Consider the following 15656-nt stretch of genomic DNA (forward strand, 5'->3'; position numbering starts at 1 on the left):
TATGCGCGCCTACACCTTCGCCGCCGCCCTCATGATCGCCTCTCCGCTGGCCCTCACCACGGCCTGCGCCGCGACCGGCAACGCCCCGCAAACCCACGTCGAACGCGCGCCCGTGGGCGCGACGGGACAGGCCGTCCTGATCAACGCCTCGGGCGCCAACATCGGCCGCGTCGACCTACGCCAGGGGCCGACCGGCCTGGTGATCAAGGTCGAGGCCTCGGGCCTGACGCCCGGCTGGCACGGCATCCACATCCATGCGACCGGCGAATGCGCCGCACCCTTCACCTCATCCGGCGCTCACATCAACCACGGCGAGCCCAAGGCCCCGCATGGCCTGCTGAACGCGGCAGGCCCGGACGACGGCGACCTGCCCAACATCTGGGCCGGCGCGGACGGCAAGGTGAACGCCGAACTGTTCACCCCTCGCGCTCGCATCTCTTCAGAAGGCCCCGGCCAGTGGCTGTGGGACGCGGACGGCTCGGCGATCATCATCCACGCCAATCCCGACGACCACTCGACCCAGCCCATCGGCGGCGCGGGCGATCGGGTGGCTTGCGCGGCGCTAAGCGCGAGCTGAGCCTTTCCCAAACGTTGAAGATGGCCCGCTGAACCTCGTTCAGCGGGCTTCTTTTTGCGCCAGCAGGCGTCGGATCAGTTCCATCTGCTCCTCCTGGCGCGCGGTCAGGTGCTCGACCTTTTCCAGCAGGGCCATGATCTCGATCTCGGCCTTCAGGTTGACCTGGTAGTCGTTGCCGGCGTCCAGCCGGTCCTTCTGCGCCTGGCGGTTCTGGCTCATCATGATGATCGGCGCCTGGGCTGCGGCGATCATCGACAGCATCAGGTTCAGGAAGATGAAGGGATAGGGGTCGAAGGCGTCGCGCCTGAGAGCCAGATTCAGCACCGTCCACACCACCAGGAACAGGCCGAACGCGATCAGGAAGGTCCAGGATCCGCCAAACGTCGCCACCCGGTCCGCCAGCCGCTCGCCGAAGGTCTGGCGGTCGTCGAACGTCTCGTTGATGTCCTCGGAGATCGGGCGGCGTTCGGCGGCTCTGCGGACCACGCTGGCTTCGTTCGCCGGCAGGTCGTGCGTCGCCTTGCCCAGCCAGCGGCGGGAGACGTGGTCGGCGTCGAGGGGGGCGTGGTTCACGGCGGTCTCCTGAAAGGCTCAGGAGATGATCAAGCCTTGGCCGCCCCCGCGCGCAAGCCCCGTTCGGCCAAGGCCACCAGCGCGACCCCGCCCATAGCGATGGCCGAACCGGTCAGGATCTGCGGCGTCAGCACATCGCCCATGAAACCCCAGCCGATCAGCATCGACACCACCGGCGTCACCAGCAGATAGGGCGTCACCCGCCCCGCTTCACGCCGCTGCACCAGCCAGAACAGCAGGGTCGTCGCCAGCACCGACGACACGACCCCGGCCCACAGCAGCGTGGCCCAGACCATGGGGGTGGCGGTCTTCAAGGCTTCCCACTGCCCATGTTCGAACACGGCGGAACCGAAGGCCATGACGGGGAAGGCGCCCAGCGCCAGCAGCCCCTGCATCTTCAGCGGTGGGATGGAGGTGGTGCGGCGCGCGACCACCGTCGTCACGCCCCAGGCGGCCCCGGCCGCGATGGCGACCAGAATGGCCTTCCAGTCTTGCAGCGCATGGGCGTCCAGCGTCATCCAGGCCACGCCGACGAAGGCCACACCCATGCCGACCAAAGCGGCCTTGGACAGCCGCTCGCCCAGGATCAGGAAGGCGAACAGGGTGGTGAAGGGAATCCACAGCTGGTTTGCCACGGTCACCGGGCTGACGTCGGTCGCCAGCCAGTAGGCGGTGTAGGCTAGTCCGTACTGGATCGGCCCGCCGACGATGACGATCAGCAGCAGGCTCTTCCAGTCGGGGAAAGGCGGCCGGACGAAGGCGATCAGACAGGCGCTGGCGATGCCGAACCGGATCGCCCCGACCAGCAGAGGTGACAGGTGCTCGGTCGCCAGCTTGGCACCTGCGTTGTTGATGCCCCACACGACGATGATCGCCACGATGGCGGCGATCTCCAGCCCGGTCAGGGCATGGGGCTTTGCAGGAAACGGCGCGGGTGCGGGCCCAACTTCAGGATTGGCGTCGGTCATGCTCGCCCTATGGCACGGCGCGGGCCTGTGCGCCCTTCACATGCCATGTCCGGGCGTTGCATTGACATGTACGTCTTCCACGACCAACATGTACATATGACCGAAGTCACCCTGACCGCTCTGCGCAAGGATCTGTTCCGACTGGTCGACAGCGTGCTCGCGACCGGCGAGCCGTTGGTGATCCGGCGCGGCGAACGGCGGCTGACGCTGGTCGCCGAGGCGGTCGAACCCAAGATGACGCCGGAGGAACGCTGGGACGCCTATATGGCGCAGGGCGTTCGCGAGGGCGCGGACGACTGCCCCGACGACATCGACACCAACAAGAGCCACTGGACCTGGGCCCCGGACGCCAAGTTCGACTTCGGCGACAAGTGATCCACCTCGACACCCAGGTCGCCCTCTGGCTCTATTATCGTCTGGATCGGCAGATCAGCCGCCGGGCGCAGCGTGAGTTGGCGCGCGGGCGGGAGCTTTGCCTGTCGCCGCTTGTGCTGGTCGAGATCGAAATCCTGATCGAGATCGGACGGGTGAAGCTGCCCACCGCCGATCTTCTCCTGACGGACCTTCACGACCGGCTCGACCTGTCCTTATCTGACGCCTCGACCGCCGCCGTATCGAACGCCGCCTGCCGCTTCGCCTGGACGCGCGATCCGTTCGACCGGCTGATCGTCGCCAACGCCATGGCCGACGGGGCGCAGTTGATCACGGCCGATCAGGTGATCCTGCGTCACTTCGATCAGGCCGTATGGTGACGGCTCAGAATTCCGGCTTGGCGACCATCAGCCAGTATATGGCCAGGACGCCGGCGAAGGCGGGCCAGCCCAGGGCGAACCACCAGCGGAACAGGCGATGATAGGCGGCCGGCAAGGGTGCGCCCTGCCCTGCCGCCTGTTCGGCCAGCTTCATCATCCGGTACTGGATCCATACCACCGGCAGCCAGCAGGCGCCGATCAGGACATAGAGCCCATAGGCGGGCAGCAGCCACGAACTGGTCAGGGACCAACCCTGCAGGTGGATCAGGGCCAGGCCGCTGATCGGCTGGATCACGACGGCCGTGGCGGTGAAGACAAAATCGGCCAGGACGACGATGCGACCGACCTCGGCGATGGTCTTGGCGTCCTTGGTCGCGTGGGCGCGCAGCATGAAGAAGGCGATGCCCGCGCCGGTCCCGAACAGCACGGCGCCGGACAGGATGTGGATGATCTTCAGCAGGATGTACAGGCTCATCGGCGCGCATCCGTCGCCGCCACGAACAGGCACAGGGCCATCATCGGCAGCACCTTGAGCCACGGCCCCAGCGGGTCGATCCAGAAGTGCGGCAGGCTGAGCGTCGCGGCCGTCAGATAGCCGACGGTGGCCAGGCACATGAAGATCGCCACCCGTGCCGTCCACGGGCGCACGAACAGCATCAGCCCCAGGACCACGTCCAGCAGCGCGCCCCACCAGGCGATGGGTCCGGCCATGCGGCCGTAACCGCCCTCATGCAGGATGGCGACGGCGCGGTCCCAGCCCGGCCCGAAACTGATCAGGCCGGTGATCAGCCAGAACAGGCCCAGGGTCAGGATGGAGACCGGCCGCACGAACCAGAGCCGGGCATGCCAGACGTCCTGAACCGAGGCCGGGGTCTCGGCCAGGAAGCCGGTGAAACCGCGCGACGGGACGCCCAGCGCCTGGGCCCAGCCGCTGTCCTGACCCGACACGTCATGATCCATCTGCCTGATCGCGGTCGTGCGGATCGGCGAGGACCAGCCCAGCCGACCCAGCAGGTCGCCGATCAAGAGAGCAGGCGCAGCCAGAGCGCGCGGCACGCGAACGACCGGCGCCGGGTTCAATCCCATCCAGCCGCGATACAGGCGGACCGTCTCGACCATGGTCACCGGCTCTGGTCCCGGCATGTCGAACGACCGGCGCGACGGGGCGCCCGGCTTCAGCGCCGCCACGACGGCGGCGGACAGGTCGCCGAGAGGGATCGGGCGGAAGGTCTGATCACCGCCTATCACCGGGCTGAACAGCGGAAAGGCCGCCAGCGCGCGGATCAGGCCCGTGCCGCCGAAGGCCGCGCGGTCCACCACCAGCGACGGGCGCAGGATAAGCCAGTCCAGGGCGCTGGCCTCTATCAGGCGCTCAGTCTGCGCCTTCGTGCGGGCATAGTCGGTGCCAGCGTCATCGTCCGCGCCGACGGCGGAAATGTGCACCAGCCGCCGCACGCCCGCCGCCTCGCAGGCCGCGATCAGGGCGCAGGGGCCATCGACATGGGCGGCGCGTGTGCTGTCGCCTATGCCGTTCTGGAGCACGCCGACGCAGTTCACCACCGCATCGACGCCAGCCAGCAGCGGCGCCCAGGCCTCGGCCGTCGTCAGCTTGGCGAAGTCGGCGACGACCCAGTCGAACGTAGGCGCGCGACGGGCGGGTTCGGCGATACGGCGAGCCCCGGCGCGAACGGACCAGCCCGCAGACGACAGGGCCGCCGCGACGTGCGAGCCGATGAAGCCGTTGGCGCCCAGCACCAGCACGCGTCCGCTCATCCCAGCACCCGGTCCGTCAGATCGACCCCTTGCGGGGGCGTGGCGCACCAGGTCGCACCGGGAAGGCGGCGGCGACGGCGCGCGATGAAATCATAGAGGGTGTCGCGGACGATCCTCGGCACGATCCGCCCCAGGATCGCCAACCGATAGGGCGGCGGCAGCATGGCCGCGATGCCGAGGACGCCGTCGGACCGCTCGCGCGCCACGCCGTCCTGGATCAGCAGCATCGTATAGGGATCGTCGGGATCGACGCCGTAGTGGACCAGCAGCGCCCGGCCCAACGGCGACTGCGTCGGCGCCAGCCGGATGCGCCCGGCCCGGTCGTGCTTCAGGATCTTGCGCGCCGAACCGGAGCAGAGCGCGCAGTCGCCGTCGAATAGAACCAGGGGCCGATCGTCCGGGAAGGCCGGAACGGCCGGGTCCTCACGATAGCTGTAAGGCCCCCGCCCCACTTTGACGCCTTAGAACGGAATGTCGTCGTTCAGGTCGTAGCTTTCCTTGGGGCCGCTCGGCTTGTTGGCGCCGCCGGTGGAGAAGCCTGAGGAATAGTCGTCGTCGCCGCGACCACCACCGCCGCCGGCATAACCGCCGCCTTGCGAGCCGCCTTCCGAACGGCCGCCCAGCATGGTCAGTTCACCCTTGAAGCGGCTGACCACGATCTCGGTCGAATATTTCTCGACGCCCTGCTGGTCGGTCCATTTGCGGGTCTGGAGCGCGCCCTCGATATAGACGGTCGAGCCCTTCTTCACATAGTTCTCGACCACCTTGACGATGTTGTCGTTGAAGATGACGACCCGGTGCCACTCGGTCTTTTCCTTGCGCTCGCCCGAGGACTTGTCGCGCCAGGTTTCAGAGGTCGCGATCGACAGGTTGGCGATACGGTCGCCGTTCGGCATGGACCGGATTTCAGGGTCGCGACCCAGGTTGCCGACCAGAATGACCTTGTTGACGCTGCCCGCCATGGAAACTTCCTTCTCCGCGTGAGGCGGCGACTGCATCGCCCGCCTCGTCAATTCAGTCCGATGTCTGACCGGGGCGACGCCTTATCACCAGCCGCTTTCGACATCGCACCCGCCAAACCAGTGGATTAACGAAATGTTCCACCTTTGTTCGCGTCACGCAAGTCCTACTTCGCGGCGGGGTCCGCTGCGATGGCGATGGGACGGCCGGTCTCGTCGCGCTGGATAGCGCCGGGGATGGCCAGGCGGCCGTCGCCGGTGCGGGCCATGGCAAAGAAGCGGCTGCCGTTCAGGCTCTTGCCGATCTTGACCCCCTCGCGGTCGATGAAGATGAACCGGCCCTGATAAGCGCCCGCAAGTTCCTGGTTCGAGCCGCCCATGCGCAGGAAACGCAGACGCATCTCCTCCAGGCGCGCCGCGCACTGCTCCAGCTGGGGCTGGTTGTCGGCGATCTTCTGCAGGCGCGGCGGCGCATTGTCCGGCGTCGCCACGAAATAGCAGGCGCCCTCGGCGAATTCGTATTTCGGTTCATTGGAGCAGGCGCCCAGCAGGGCGGTTCCAGCGACGGCGGCGAGAACGACGAGACGCATCAGTTCATCCCAGGAAATTGGCAGTTGCGGTCCTGCTCGGCCAGGGTGCGGAAACGTGAATTGTCGCCCGACTGTTCAACCCGGCGCGGCACCAGGCGCAGCGTTGTGTCGCCCCAGCGGCCGTATTGCGCATCGCCCGGCCCGACGCAGGTTCCAGAATACAGGGCCTGGACGCAGGCGTTCAGGCTCATGTTCGGCGACAGGGTGCGCCAGTCCGAACCGCTGTGGCGCAGGCAGGGGTTGCCGTTGGCGACGGGCGTGGGTCGCGGCGCGGGCGTCTGTTCGACATAGGCCGGCGGCGTGGTCTCGGCCATCTCGACGGCCGGCAGCTCGGGTGGCGGGGCGAAGGCGGCGGTGGGGGCGGCGGCCAGGGCGCCGGTCGCGTCCAGACCCACGTCCAGAGCGTCGGTCGCCAAACCGTTACGCTGAGCGCAGACGGCCAGGGTCGCCATGCCCACGAACTGACCATCGACGAAGCAGCGCAGCTCGCGCGTCGGCTCCAGCGAAGGGGCGTCGGCCAGATTGACCACCAGCCCACCCTTGGACGCCGGCGAATCCTCTGGCGTCTTGTCGCCGCCGCCGGTGAAGATCAGGGCCAGCACGACGGCGGCGATGATCACCAGACCAGCGCCGACCACGATGATGACGCGGTTGTCTTTCGGAAGGGCCATGAAGGGGCTTTCGCGGATGAGGAGGTCAATAACCCCGAGCGGGCGCCGGGCGTCAACCGCGAAGGACGACGGATCAAGCCATGAGGCGGTTGAGGGCGGCCTGATAGTTGGCGAGTTGCGTCTGCTGATAGGCGTTCGACGAGCCCTTGCCGGTCTGGGTATTGGTGATCACGCCCGTCGATGGCGCCAGAGAGCGATAGGACGAGCGCACCGCCGTCATCGCCTGGGCCAGCGAATCGATGGCCGCCTTGATCGAGGCGGGGTCGTTGAGGGTCAGCTTGTTCGAAAGGTTCAGGCCGAAGGTCTTGGTCGCGTCCTTGTCCGGCTTGACCGGGCCGACGTAGCCCGGCGTCAGGCCCAGCGCACCCAAGGCGTCCTTGCCGACGGCGCCGGCGGAGATGATGGCCCCCTCCTTGTTCGCTGCCGTCTTGATTTCCAGCCGCTGGACGATGGGTTTGGCCTTGAGGTCCGTGATGACACGGGCGTCCAGCTGGCGGCCGGAGGCGGTCCCGATCTTCTTGGCCAGGCTCTCCAGCGTGTCCTTGGCGTCGATGGTCACGGTGACGGCCCGGCCGCCGGCGGCGGGCGTGATGCTGAACTGATCGCCGACACGGGCCGAGGTGGCGACGGTCAGCAGTTTGGAATCCGCCTGCATGATCTGACCCTGGGGCAGACCCAGCCGATCCAGCACGCTGGCGCCGCCCGCCGCGATGCTGAGGCTGGTCGGCTTGGCCTGGTCGCCGTCGGCGCGCCAGGTCTTGTTGGACTCCACCGCTCCGGTGGCCAGGTCGATGCGCGCCAGATAGGCCGAGGTTGGATCGTCCTTGCCGGCGCCCTCGGCCCGGTTCGTGCCGGTGATCCAGACCTTGCCGTCCTTGATCGCCACATCGGCGGCAGTATCCGCGCCGGCGCCGCCGAAATAGGTCAGGCGGTCGTCCCCGGAAGCCTGAAGATCGTCCGACAGAGTGGCGACGAACACGTCGCTGCCGCCCGCATGGGTGTTGGTGACCGTGCCAATGTCCAGGGCCGCGTTCTCGGTATGGCCGGTGACGACAACCTTGCCGTTCTCGACGGATATGCCCGCGATGGCGCCGCTGGCGAAGCCGAGATCGCGGCTGGAGGCCAAGGTCGGCACGCCCTGCGCGTCCAGGGTGAAACGGCGCACGACCGCCTTCCCGTTCTCGACGCCCGCCGTGTAGAGGTCGTTGCCCGAAACCGTCATGGCCTGGACCGCATCGTCGCCGACGGTGCCGAACTGCACCGTCGATACGTTCACGCCGACGTCAGGGCCGTTGAGCTTGATCGGTTTTTCCTGGAAGGCCTGAAGATAGGAATCCCAGCCGCCCAAGGCTGCGTTCCCCGGCATGGCCGATTTCGAACGGCCCGCGACATAGACCATGCCGTCGGCGCCGAAGCGGACCTCGGTCGCCTCATCGGCCGCCTTGGCGCCGCGACGCTGGGTCCACAGCTCCTGACCGGAGCTGTCGAAGACCGAGACGAAACTGTCGGCGACGGCGGGACTATCGCCACTCTTGCCCGGTTCCAGGGCGCCGGTGACGGACCCAGCCAGAGCCACCCGACCGTCGTCGTCGATGGCGATGGAGAAGCCGTTAGCGCTGGACGCCGCGCCCAGCAGCTTGGTCTGCATCAGGTTGCCGGCGGAATCGTATTTCATCAGGGCGACGTCGCGCGCGCCCTTGATCGGCTGATTGGCGTCGCCCGCCGTCAGTTCGGCGACGACCCAAACCGAGCCGTCGGGGGCCACGGCGCTGGCTTTCACGGCGGCGACGCCGTCGGGCAGGTCGGTCTGGCCCACCCTGCCCTCGACCCAGAACGGATCGTCCACGCCCTGCTGGGCGGCGGGAGCCGCGCCTCCGTCGGCCTGGAACTTGAGCAGCTGGCCCGCACCGGTCTTGCCGACGCCCTGCGTCACATAGACGGCGTCGGAGGTATCGACGGCCTGGAAGCTGATCGCCTCGCCTGTCCCGCCCGTTACCTTCAGCGCCCATTTGTCGGGCCCCGCCGGCAGGGTGATAGTCTTTGCGCCGCTCTTGATCGTGCGGGGTTCGGCAGGGATCAACTGGTTGCTGATGCGTGCGGAGACGCCCGCCGCCTCCAGCTTGCCGTTCATATAATCGACGACGGTCATCATCGAACGGTCGGTCGCACCCATCTCGGACAGGTCCATGTCGATCGTCTGGGTTCCAGTCGTCGTCTTGACCGTCATGGCGAACTTCACGTCGCCCTGGAACGCCTTGACCGGCGATGCGGCGTCGCCGTCGTGGACCGGAGCGGTGACGAAGGTGGTCGGCGCGCGCTCGACCGCGAATGTGCTCTTCACCGCCGTCTGGGCCACGCCCTGGACCAGACGCACGTCCTCGAAGGTCGCAGCGCCGAGGTAGGCGGACAGATCGGCCAGCCCCTCGCCGAACCGCTTGGACAGCTGTGCGGATTCGGATGCGGTCAACCCCTTGACCCCGGCGCGGTCGGCCAGGGCGCCCAGCGTATTGAGCCCCTGATACAGAGCGAACATCTTGCGATAATCGCCGGAGGCGCCGGCCAGATCCAGGCTGACGTTGTTCTCGTCGATCAGCTTGCGGCCGGCCAGTGCGGCGCGCACCAGATCGCTGGCCTTGGTCGGGGCGACGGTGGAGGACCAGGGCGCGGTCGGCTGGGTCTTCTTCTTGGCGGCGGCGGACGTGGTTGCGCCGATCAACGACGACGTATCGGTCGTGATCCCGTAAAGACCCAGCAGATAGCTGTTGTTGATCATTCAGACGGCTCCAGCTCTACCGTGCAGCCGCGCCGGATAACGAACCGTTAAGCCGCGCCGTTAGCCCTTGAACAGGGACAGGATGACCTGCGGCGCCTGGTTGGCGATCGACAGGGCCTGGACGCCCAACTGCTGCTGGACCTGCAACGCCTGAAGACGTGCGCTTTCCTTGGCCAGGTCGGCATCGACCAGATTGCCGATGCCGGCCTCCAGCGCGTCCGACAGCTTGCCGACGTAGGTGGTGTGGCGTTCAATCTGCTTGGACTGGGCGCCCAGTTCGGCCAGGCGCGCCGTGCTGGTGGCGATGGCGGTGTTGATCCGCGTCAGGGCGTCGTCGGCCTTGGCCTTGGTCAGGAGGTCCGGTGCCGCTGCAACCGGAGTGGTGGAGGCCGCCAGGCCCAGCCCCGCCAGCGTCAGGTTCTGACGGTTCAGGGTGATGGTCTCGGCGCCGTCAGCGCTGGCCAGGAAGTTGATGCCGGCGGTGGCCGAGCCGTCCAGGATGTTCGAACCGTCGAAGATCGCATTGTCCGCGAACGACTGAATCGACTTCAGCAGCGACTGGAACTCGTCGTTGTAGGAGGTCCGCATCGCCAGGGTGGCGCTTTCGTCGGACGCGGCGGTCGCCTTGCCCTTCAGCTCGATCAGCAGGTCCGAGATCTGCTCGCCCGCCGCCAGCGTCACGTCTGCGATGGATGTGGCGCGGTTCAGGCTGGTGGCCACCGCTTCAAGCGAGCCGCGATCGGCGCGCTGTCCCTGAGCGACGGCCCAGACGGCGGCGTTGTCTCTGGCGCCCTGGACCTTCAGGCCCGTGTTCACCCGGCTCTGCGTCGAAGCCAACTGTTCGTTGGTCCTGTTCAGATTCTGCAGGGCGATCATCGCCGAGGTATTGGTGTGGATGCTGGTGGTCATGGCTTCAAGCCCCGGACGTTCTGTTCCCGTCAGTATTAACCATGAGTCGTGAGCGGAGGGTTAACGCGCCAGAAACCATAAATCCGCCGCCCGGCGAGCCGGCGACGTTAACGATACCAAAAATCGACAGACGGCCGTCAGACCGCGGTGTCGACCACCCTTCCTCCACGATAGGTCGGATCGCTGTGCAGTTTCTCGACATCCTCGCGCGGCAACTGACGGATCACTTCACCCGTCACGCGGTCCAGGACCTTGTAGACAAAACGATTGTCCCCGATCGCCTCGATGGTCAGGCGATAGCGGCTGGCGTCGTCGTTGTCGTTCCGATGCGTCGGCTCAGGCAGGGCCGACTTGGGCGAAACGGCGTCGACAGGAACGGTCTGAGGTACGCTTACTAATCTCGCGACATTGTCTGTCATGGCTCCATGCGCGGGTCGGCCCACGCTCCCTTGAGGATTGAACGGTCAGCCGGAGCGGTCGAAAAACCGCTCCGGCCGCTCGCTTAGCGGAACAGGCCGAGCAGAACCTGGCTCGACGAGTTGGCGATCGACAGCGCCTGCACACCCAGCTGTTGCTTGGTTTGCAGAGCGGTCAGCTTGGCGCTTTCCTTGGCCAGGTCGGCGTCCACCAGATTGCCCACGCCGGCTTCAAGAGCGTCCTGAAGCTTGTTGGCGAAGGTGATGCTGCGTCCCACCGACTTGGACTTGGTGCCGAAGTCGGACAGGACCGCCGAGAAGGCCGAGATGGCGCTATCGACGGTGGCGACCAGGGTGGCCGCATCGCCGGCCGCAGCCGTCGCCGTGGTCGCGACCGCCGTATCGGTGGCTGCGATGGCCTTCAACGTGGAGGTCGACGATGTGCCGGTCTGCACGGTGATGGCCGCGGCGTTGGCCTTGAACAGGTTGACCCCGTCGAAGGTGGCGCCGCCCAGGGCGCTGGAGATTTCAGTGCCCAGCGCATTGTATTCCGCCAGATACGACGCCTGAGCCGTGCCCGTGGAAGACGCGATGCTGACGGCCAGGGACTTTTGCTCTTCCAGGGCCGTCGTGATGGTGTCGCCGGCGGCCAGGGCCACATCGACGATGGACTGACCGCGTTGCAGCGAAGTGCGAACGGCGTCCTGGGCCGAAGCGTTGGACCGTTGCGACGTGGCGATCGAGAAGATCGCCCCGCTGTCCTTGGCCGACGAGACCTTCATGCCGGTGTTGATGCGGTTTTGCGTCCGCTCCAGCTCCGAGTTGGTCTTGTTCAGGTTTTGCAGCGCGATGGCGGCGCCGTAGTTCGTATTGATCGAAGCCATTTTGGCTGTCCTTCTTCACTTCGTGATGGCCGTCGTCGTTTTGACGACGGGAGCATTTTGCTCAGGGGTCGAGACCTGCGATCCGGCCGCCGGGGCGACCGGATCTCCGGGCCTTAGCGGAACAGGCCGAGCAGAACCTGGCTCGACGAGTTGGCGATCGACAGCGCCTGCACACCCAGCTGTTGCTTGGTTTGCAGGGCGGTCAGCTTGGCGCTTTCCTTGGCCAGATCGGCGTCCACCAGATTGCCCACGCCGGCTTCAAGAGCGTCCTGAAGCTTGTTGACGAAGGTGATCTGACGACCCAGCGACTTGGACTGGGTGCCCAAGGTGGCCAGGGCGCCGGTCGTGGCCGTGATGGCCGCATCGACGTTGGCGGTCGTGGCGTTGGCGGCCGTGACGGAGCCGGTGTTCACGGCGGTGATCGCCGCATTCGCACCCAGCGTCGTCAGGCTGTTGACGCCATCGAAGCTCGCGCCCGAAATCGCGCCGGAGATTTCGGTGCCCAGCGCATTGTATTCCGCCAGGTAGGAAGTCTGCGCCGCACCGGTCGACGATGCGATGCTGACGGCCAGAGACTTCATCTCTTCCAGAGCGGTCGTGACGGTGTCGCCGGCGGCCAGAGCCACGTCGGTGATCGATTGCGTGCGTTGCAGGCCGGAGCGAACCGCGTCTTGCGAGGCGGCGTTGGCCCGTTGTGACGTGGCGATCGAGAAGATCGCCCCGCTGTCCTTGGCCGAGGAGACCTTCATGCCGGTGTTGATGCGGTTTTGCGTCCGCTCCAGCTCCGAGTTGGTCTTGTTCAGATTTTGCAGCGCGATGGCGGCGCCGTAGTTCGTATTGATCGAAGCCATTTTGGCTGTCCTTCTTCACTTCGTGATGGCCGACGCCATTTTGGCGGCGGGAGCGTTTTGCTCAGGGGATGGCGACGGTCGGAGACCGACGCCGGTTCAAGACCTTGGGCGCGCGCCGCCGAAGCGACCCGCGCCCTCCGGGCCTTAGCGGAAGAGGCTCAGCAGCACCTGGCTGGAGGAGTTGGCGATCGACAGCGCCTGCACGCCCAGTTGTTGCTTGGTCTGCAGGGCGCTCAGCTTGGCGCTTTCCTTGGCCAGATCGGCATCGACCAGGTTGCCCACGCCGGCTTCCAGGGAGTCCTGGAGCTTGTTGACGAAGGTGACGCTACGGCCGATCGACTTGGACTGGGTGCCGATGGTGGACATGGCCGTGGTCACGGCCGAGATGACCAGATCCACGTTGGCGACGGTGAAGTCGGCGACCGCAGGGGTGGCCGCGGTGAACTTGGCCAGGTCCGTGTTCGCACTCAACGCCGCCGTGGTGCCGACGGTCTTGGTGTCGGCAGCGCCCGTACCCGTCTGGACCTTGACCTCGGTGGCGCCCGTGGACGCGGTGGTCAGCAGGTTGACGCCGTCGAAGCTGGCGCCGTCCAGAGCAGATTTGATTTCCTTGCCGAGGGCGGTGAACTCCGACTCGTAGGAGGTCTTGGCCGCACCTGTCGAGGAGGCGATGCTGACGGCCAGGGACTTCATCTCTTCCAGGGCGGAGGTGATGGTGTCGCCGGCGGCCAGGGCGACATCGACGATGGACTGACCGCGTTGCAGCGAAGTGCGAACGGCGTCCTGGGCCGAAGCATTGGCCCGTTGCGACGTGGCGATCGAGAAGATCGCCCCGCTGTCCTTGGCGGTCGAGACCTTCATGCCGGTGTTGATGCGGTTTTGCGTCCGCTCCAGCTCCGAGTTGGTCTTGTTCAGATTTTGCAGCGCGATGGCGGCGCCGTAGTTGGTGTTGATACTCGCCATGGGGGCGTTCCTTACTCACTTCGTGATCGTCGCCGTGATCGGGCGACGTGAGCGTTTTGCTCGGGGATGGACGACGGTCAGGAACCGCCGGCCGTTACTGAAAGCCATGAAAGGGGGACCGCCGAGGCGACCCCCTTCCCGGCCCTTAGCGGAACAGGCTCAGCAGCACTTGGCTGGATGAGTTGGCGATCGACAGCGCCTGCACACCCAGCTGTTGCTTGGTTTGCAGGGCGGTCAGCTTAGCGCTTTCCTTGGCCAGATCGGCGTCCACCAGATTGCCCACGCCGGCTTCAAGAGCGTCCTGAAGCTTGTTGACGAAGGTGATCTGACGACCCAGCGACTTGGACTGGGTGCCCAGGGTCGACAGGGCGCCGGTGACGGTGGCGATGGCGGTGTCGACATTGGCGGTGGTGGCGGCCGCGCGGGCCTTGCCGCCGCCGCTGACATCGGTCAGGCCGGCCACGCCCAGGGGCGTCGTCAGGCTGTTGACGCCATCGAACGAGGCGCCGGACACCGCAGCGGTGATTTCCAGACCCAGCGAATTGTATTCGGCCAGATAGGAGGTCTCGGCGCTGGAACCGGCAGCCGACGACTGGATCGAGACGGCCAGGGACTTCATCTCTTCCAGAGCGGTCGTGATGGTGTCGCCGGCGGCCAGAGCCACGTCGGTGATCGATTGCGTACGTTGGAGGGTAGAACGAACCGCGTCTTGCGAGGCAGCGTTGGCGCGTTGGGCCGTGGCGATCGAGAAGATCGCCCCGCTGTCCTTGGCGGTCGAGACCTTCATGCCGGTGTTGATGCGGTTTTGCGTCCGCTCCAGCTCCGAGTTGGTTTTGTTCAGGTTTTGCAGCGCGATGGCGGCGCCGTAGTTCGTATTGATCGAAGCCATTTTGGCCGGTCCTTTTCACTTCGTGAGGGCTGTCGCCGTTTTGGCGACAGGAGCTTTTTGCTCAGTGGGTAAGAAGCAATTGCCGGGCCAGTCAGCCCGAACAATTATCAGGGTAACTATCTGATTTCATGTATTTACTATTGATTTACCCTCCTTTCCGCCCGGCAGTTCTTGCCGTGCGGGGCCGCTTACCCGGCAAGAACTGCCGGGCTTGCTTCAAGTTGGATGAGGCGGACGGCGTGAAGATGCGCCCGGGTGCGAACTGACGAGACGGGATCCCTCGCCTTAGTTACGGAACAGGCTCAGCAGGATCTGGCTGGACGAGTTGGCGATCGACAGCGCCTGCACGCCCAACTGTTGCTTGGTCTGCAAGGCGGTCAGCTTGGCGCTTTCCTTGGCCAGGTCGGCGTCAACCAGGTTGCCGATGCCGGCTTCGGTGGCGTCCTGCAGCTTGCCGACGAAGGTCAGTTGGCGACCGACCGACTTGGACTGGGTGCCCAAGGTCGACAAAGAGGCGGTGACTTCGGCGATAGCGGCATCGACGGCGGCGACTGTAGCGGCCGTGGCGGCGATCGACTGGTTGGTGATGGTGGTGATGTCCGTATCGGCGGCCTTGCCGCCCGCAGCGGTGAAGCCGATGGCGGTCGTGCCGCCCGCGACATCCTTGATCAGGTTCGTCGGCGTCGCGGCGGTCCACAGGTTGACGCCGTCGAAGGCGGCGCCTGCCAGTGCGGCGGTGATCTCGGCGCCCATAGCCTTGAATTCATCCAGATAAGACGTCTGGGCGGCGCCCGTCGACGATTGGATGGACACGGCCAGAGACTTCATTTCTTCCAGCGCAGTGGTGACCGTGTCGCCGGCCGCCAGGGCCACGTCGACGATCGATTGTCCGCGCTGAAGCGAATTCTTCACGGCGTCCATGGCGCCCATGTTGGCGCGCTGCGTCGTGGCGATGGCGAAGATTGCGCCGCTATCCTTGGCGGTCGCGACTTTCAGTCCCGTGTTCACACGGTTTTGCGTGCGCTCCAACATGGCGTTGGTCGCATTGAGGTTCTGCAGGGCGACAGCTGCGCCGTAGTTCGTATTGATGCTCGTAGCCATTTTGGCT

The 15656-nt window shown here is 66.1% G+C and carries 19 protein-coding genes; 3 read left to right on the top strand and 16 right to left on the bottom strand.

The annotated features are described in order from the left end of the window. Position 1: 1 nt before the first annotated feature. A complete protein-coding gene (locus ACQY72_RS04290) occupies positions 2–577 on the top strand; it encodes a superoxide dismutase family protein (RefSeq protein ID WP_428156028.1) in 576 nt (191 codons plus the stop codon). 39 nt (positions 578–616) lie between these two features. Here the strand turns inward: ACQY72_RS04290 and ACQY72_RS04295 are convergent, their stop codons facing one another. Both ACQY72_RS04295 and ACQY72_RS04300 read right to left on the bottom strand, forming a co-directional pair. After that, entirely contained in the window at positions 617–1150 is a 534-nt protein-coding gene (locus ACQY72_RS04295; protein WP_428156030.1) for a DUF1003 domain-containing protein, read from the bottom strand. A 29-nt stretch (positions 1151–1179) separates the two neighbouring features. After that, complete coding sequence (locus ACQY72_RS04300) at positions 1180–2118, bottom strand: DMT family transporter (protein ID WP_428156032.1); 939 nt, start codon at positions 2116–2118, stop codon at positions 1180–1182. A gap of 96 nt (positions 2119–2214) precedes the next feature. On the opposite strand from ACQY72_RS04300, the gene ACQY72_RS04305 reads away from it, so the two are divergent. Continuing rightward, positions 2215–2493: a hypothetical protein gene (locus ACQY72_RS04305; protein WP_428156034.1), complete on the top strand. Its 279-nt coding sequence runs from the start codon at positions 2215–2217 to the stop codon at positions 2491–2493. Continuing rightward, positions 2490–2870 carry a type II toxin-antitoxin system VapC family toxin gene (locus ACQY72_RS04310; protein WP_428156036.1) on the top strand — a complete coding sequence of 127 codons (381 nt, stop codon included), beginning with the start codon at positions 2490–2492 and terminating at the stop codon, positions 2868–2870. The genes ACQY72_RS04305 and ACQY72_RS04310 overlap by 4 nt, the downstream gene beginning before the upstream one ends. A gap of 4 nt (positions 2871–2874) precedes the next feature. On the opposite strand, the gene ACQY72_RS04315 is transcribed toward ACQY72_RS04310, so the two are convergent. From ACQY72_RS04315 to ACQY72_RS04380, 14 genes are all read right to left on the bottom strand, one after another. Further along, positions 2875–3345 carry a DUF2269 family protein gene (locus ACQY72_RS04315; protein WP_428156037.1) on the bottom strand — a complete coding sequence of 157 codons (471 nt, stop codon included), beginning with the start codon at positions 3343–3345 and terminating at the stop codon, positions 2875–2877. Beyond that, positions 3342–4643 (bottom strand): SDR family oxidoreductase, encoded by a 1302-nt coding sequence (locus ACQY72_RS04320; protein WP_428156039.1) that lies wholly within the window; start codon positions 4641–4643, stop codon positions 3342–3344. Before ACQY72_RS04320 ends, ACQY72_RS04315 begins: the two co-directional genes overlap by 4 nt. Further along, the gene (locus ACQY72_RS04325; protein ID WP_428156041.1) at positions 4640–5095 is read right to left on the bottom strand and encodes a thiol-disulfide oxidoreductase DCC family protein; all 456 of its coding nucleotides are present in this window, start codon (positions 5093–5095) and stop codon (positions 4640–4642) included. Before ACQY72_RS04325 ends, ACQY72_RS04320 begins: the two co-directional genes overlap by 4 nt. 9 nt (positions 5096–5104) lie before the next feature. Then, positions 5105–5605: a single-stranded DNA-binding protein gene (gene ssb / locus ACQY72_RS04330; RefSeq protein ID WP_159850440.1), complete on the bottom strand. Its 501-nt coding sequence runs from the start codon at positions 5603–5605 to the stop codon at positions 5105–5107. A gap of 164 nt (positions 5606–5769) precedes the next feature. Further along, positions 5770–6192 carry a hypothetical protein gene (locus ACQY72_RS04335; RefSeq protein ID WP_428156042.1) on the bottom strand — a complete coding sequence of 141 codons (423 nt, stop codon included), beginning with the start codon at positions 6190–6192 and terminating at the stop codon, positions 5770–5772. Continuing rightward, positions 6192–6863 carry a hypothetical protein gene (locus tag ACQY72_RS04340; protein WP_428156043.1) on the bottom strand — a complete coding sequence of 224 codons (672 nt, stop codon included), beginning with the start codon at positions 6861–6863 and terminating at the stop codon, positions 6192–6194. Before ACQY72_RS04340 ends, ACQY72_RS04335 begins: the two co-directional genes overlap by 1 nt. Positions 6864–6936: 73 nt before the next feature. Next, positions 6937–9636 carry a transcriptional regulator gene (locus ACQY72_RS04345; protein ID WP_428156044.1) on the bottom strand — a complete coding sequence of 900 codons (2700 nt, stop codon included), beginning with the start codon at positions 9634–9636 and terminating at the stop codon, positions 6937–6939. Between the two features lie 60 nt (positions 9637–9696). After that, positions 9697–10545: a flagellin gene (locus tag ACQY72_RS04350; protein WP_428156045.1), complete on the bottom strand. Its 849-nt coding sequence runs from the start codon at positions 10543–10545 to the stop codon at positions 9697–9699. Between the two features lie 137 nt (positions 10546–10682). Further along, entirely contained in the window at positions 10683–10964 is a 282-nt protein-coding gene (locus tag ACQY72_RS04355; RefSeq protein WP_428156046.1) for a flagellar protein FlaG, read from the bottom strand. An 83-nt stretch (positions 10965–11047) separates the two neighbouring features. Further along, positions 11048–11845: a flagellin gene (locus tag ACQY72_RS04360; RefSeq protein WP_372692835.1), complete on the bottom strand. Its 798-nt coding sequence runs from the start codon at positions 11843–11845 to the stop codon at positions 11048–11050. 113 nt (positions 11846–11958) lie between these two features. Continuing rightward, positions 11959–12696 (bottom strand): flagellin, encoded by a 738-nt coding sequence (locus tag ACQY72_RS04365; RefSeq protein ID WP_372692834.1) that lies wholly within the window; start codon positions 12694–12696, stop codon positions 11959–11961. Between the two features lie 144 nt (positions 12697–12840). Further along, entirely contained in the window at positions 12841–13659 is an 819-nt protein-coding gene (locus ACQY72_RS04370; RefSeq protein WP_372692833.1) for a flagellin, read from the bottom strand. Between the two features lie 145 nt (positions 13660–13804). Continuing rightward, entirely contained in the window at positions 13805–14548 is a 744-nt protein-coding gene (locus tag ACQY72_RS04375) for a flagellin (protein WP_428156047.1), read from the bottom strand. Between the two features lie 285 nt (positions 14549–14833). Continuing rightward, positions 14834–15649, bottom strand: coding sequence for a flagellin (locus ACQY72_RS04380; protein ID WP_372692831.1), 816 nt, complete (start codon positions 15647–15649; stop codon positions 14834–14836). Between the last annotated feature and the right edge of the window lie 7 nt (positions 15650–15656).

This window comes from Brevundimonas sp. (assembly GCF_965279155.1).
Classification (GTDB): Bacteria; Pseudomonadota; Alphaproteobacteria; order Caulobacterales; family Caulobacteraceae; genus Brevundimonas.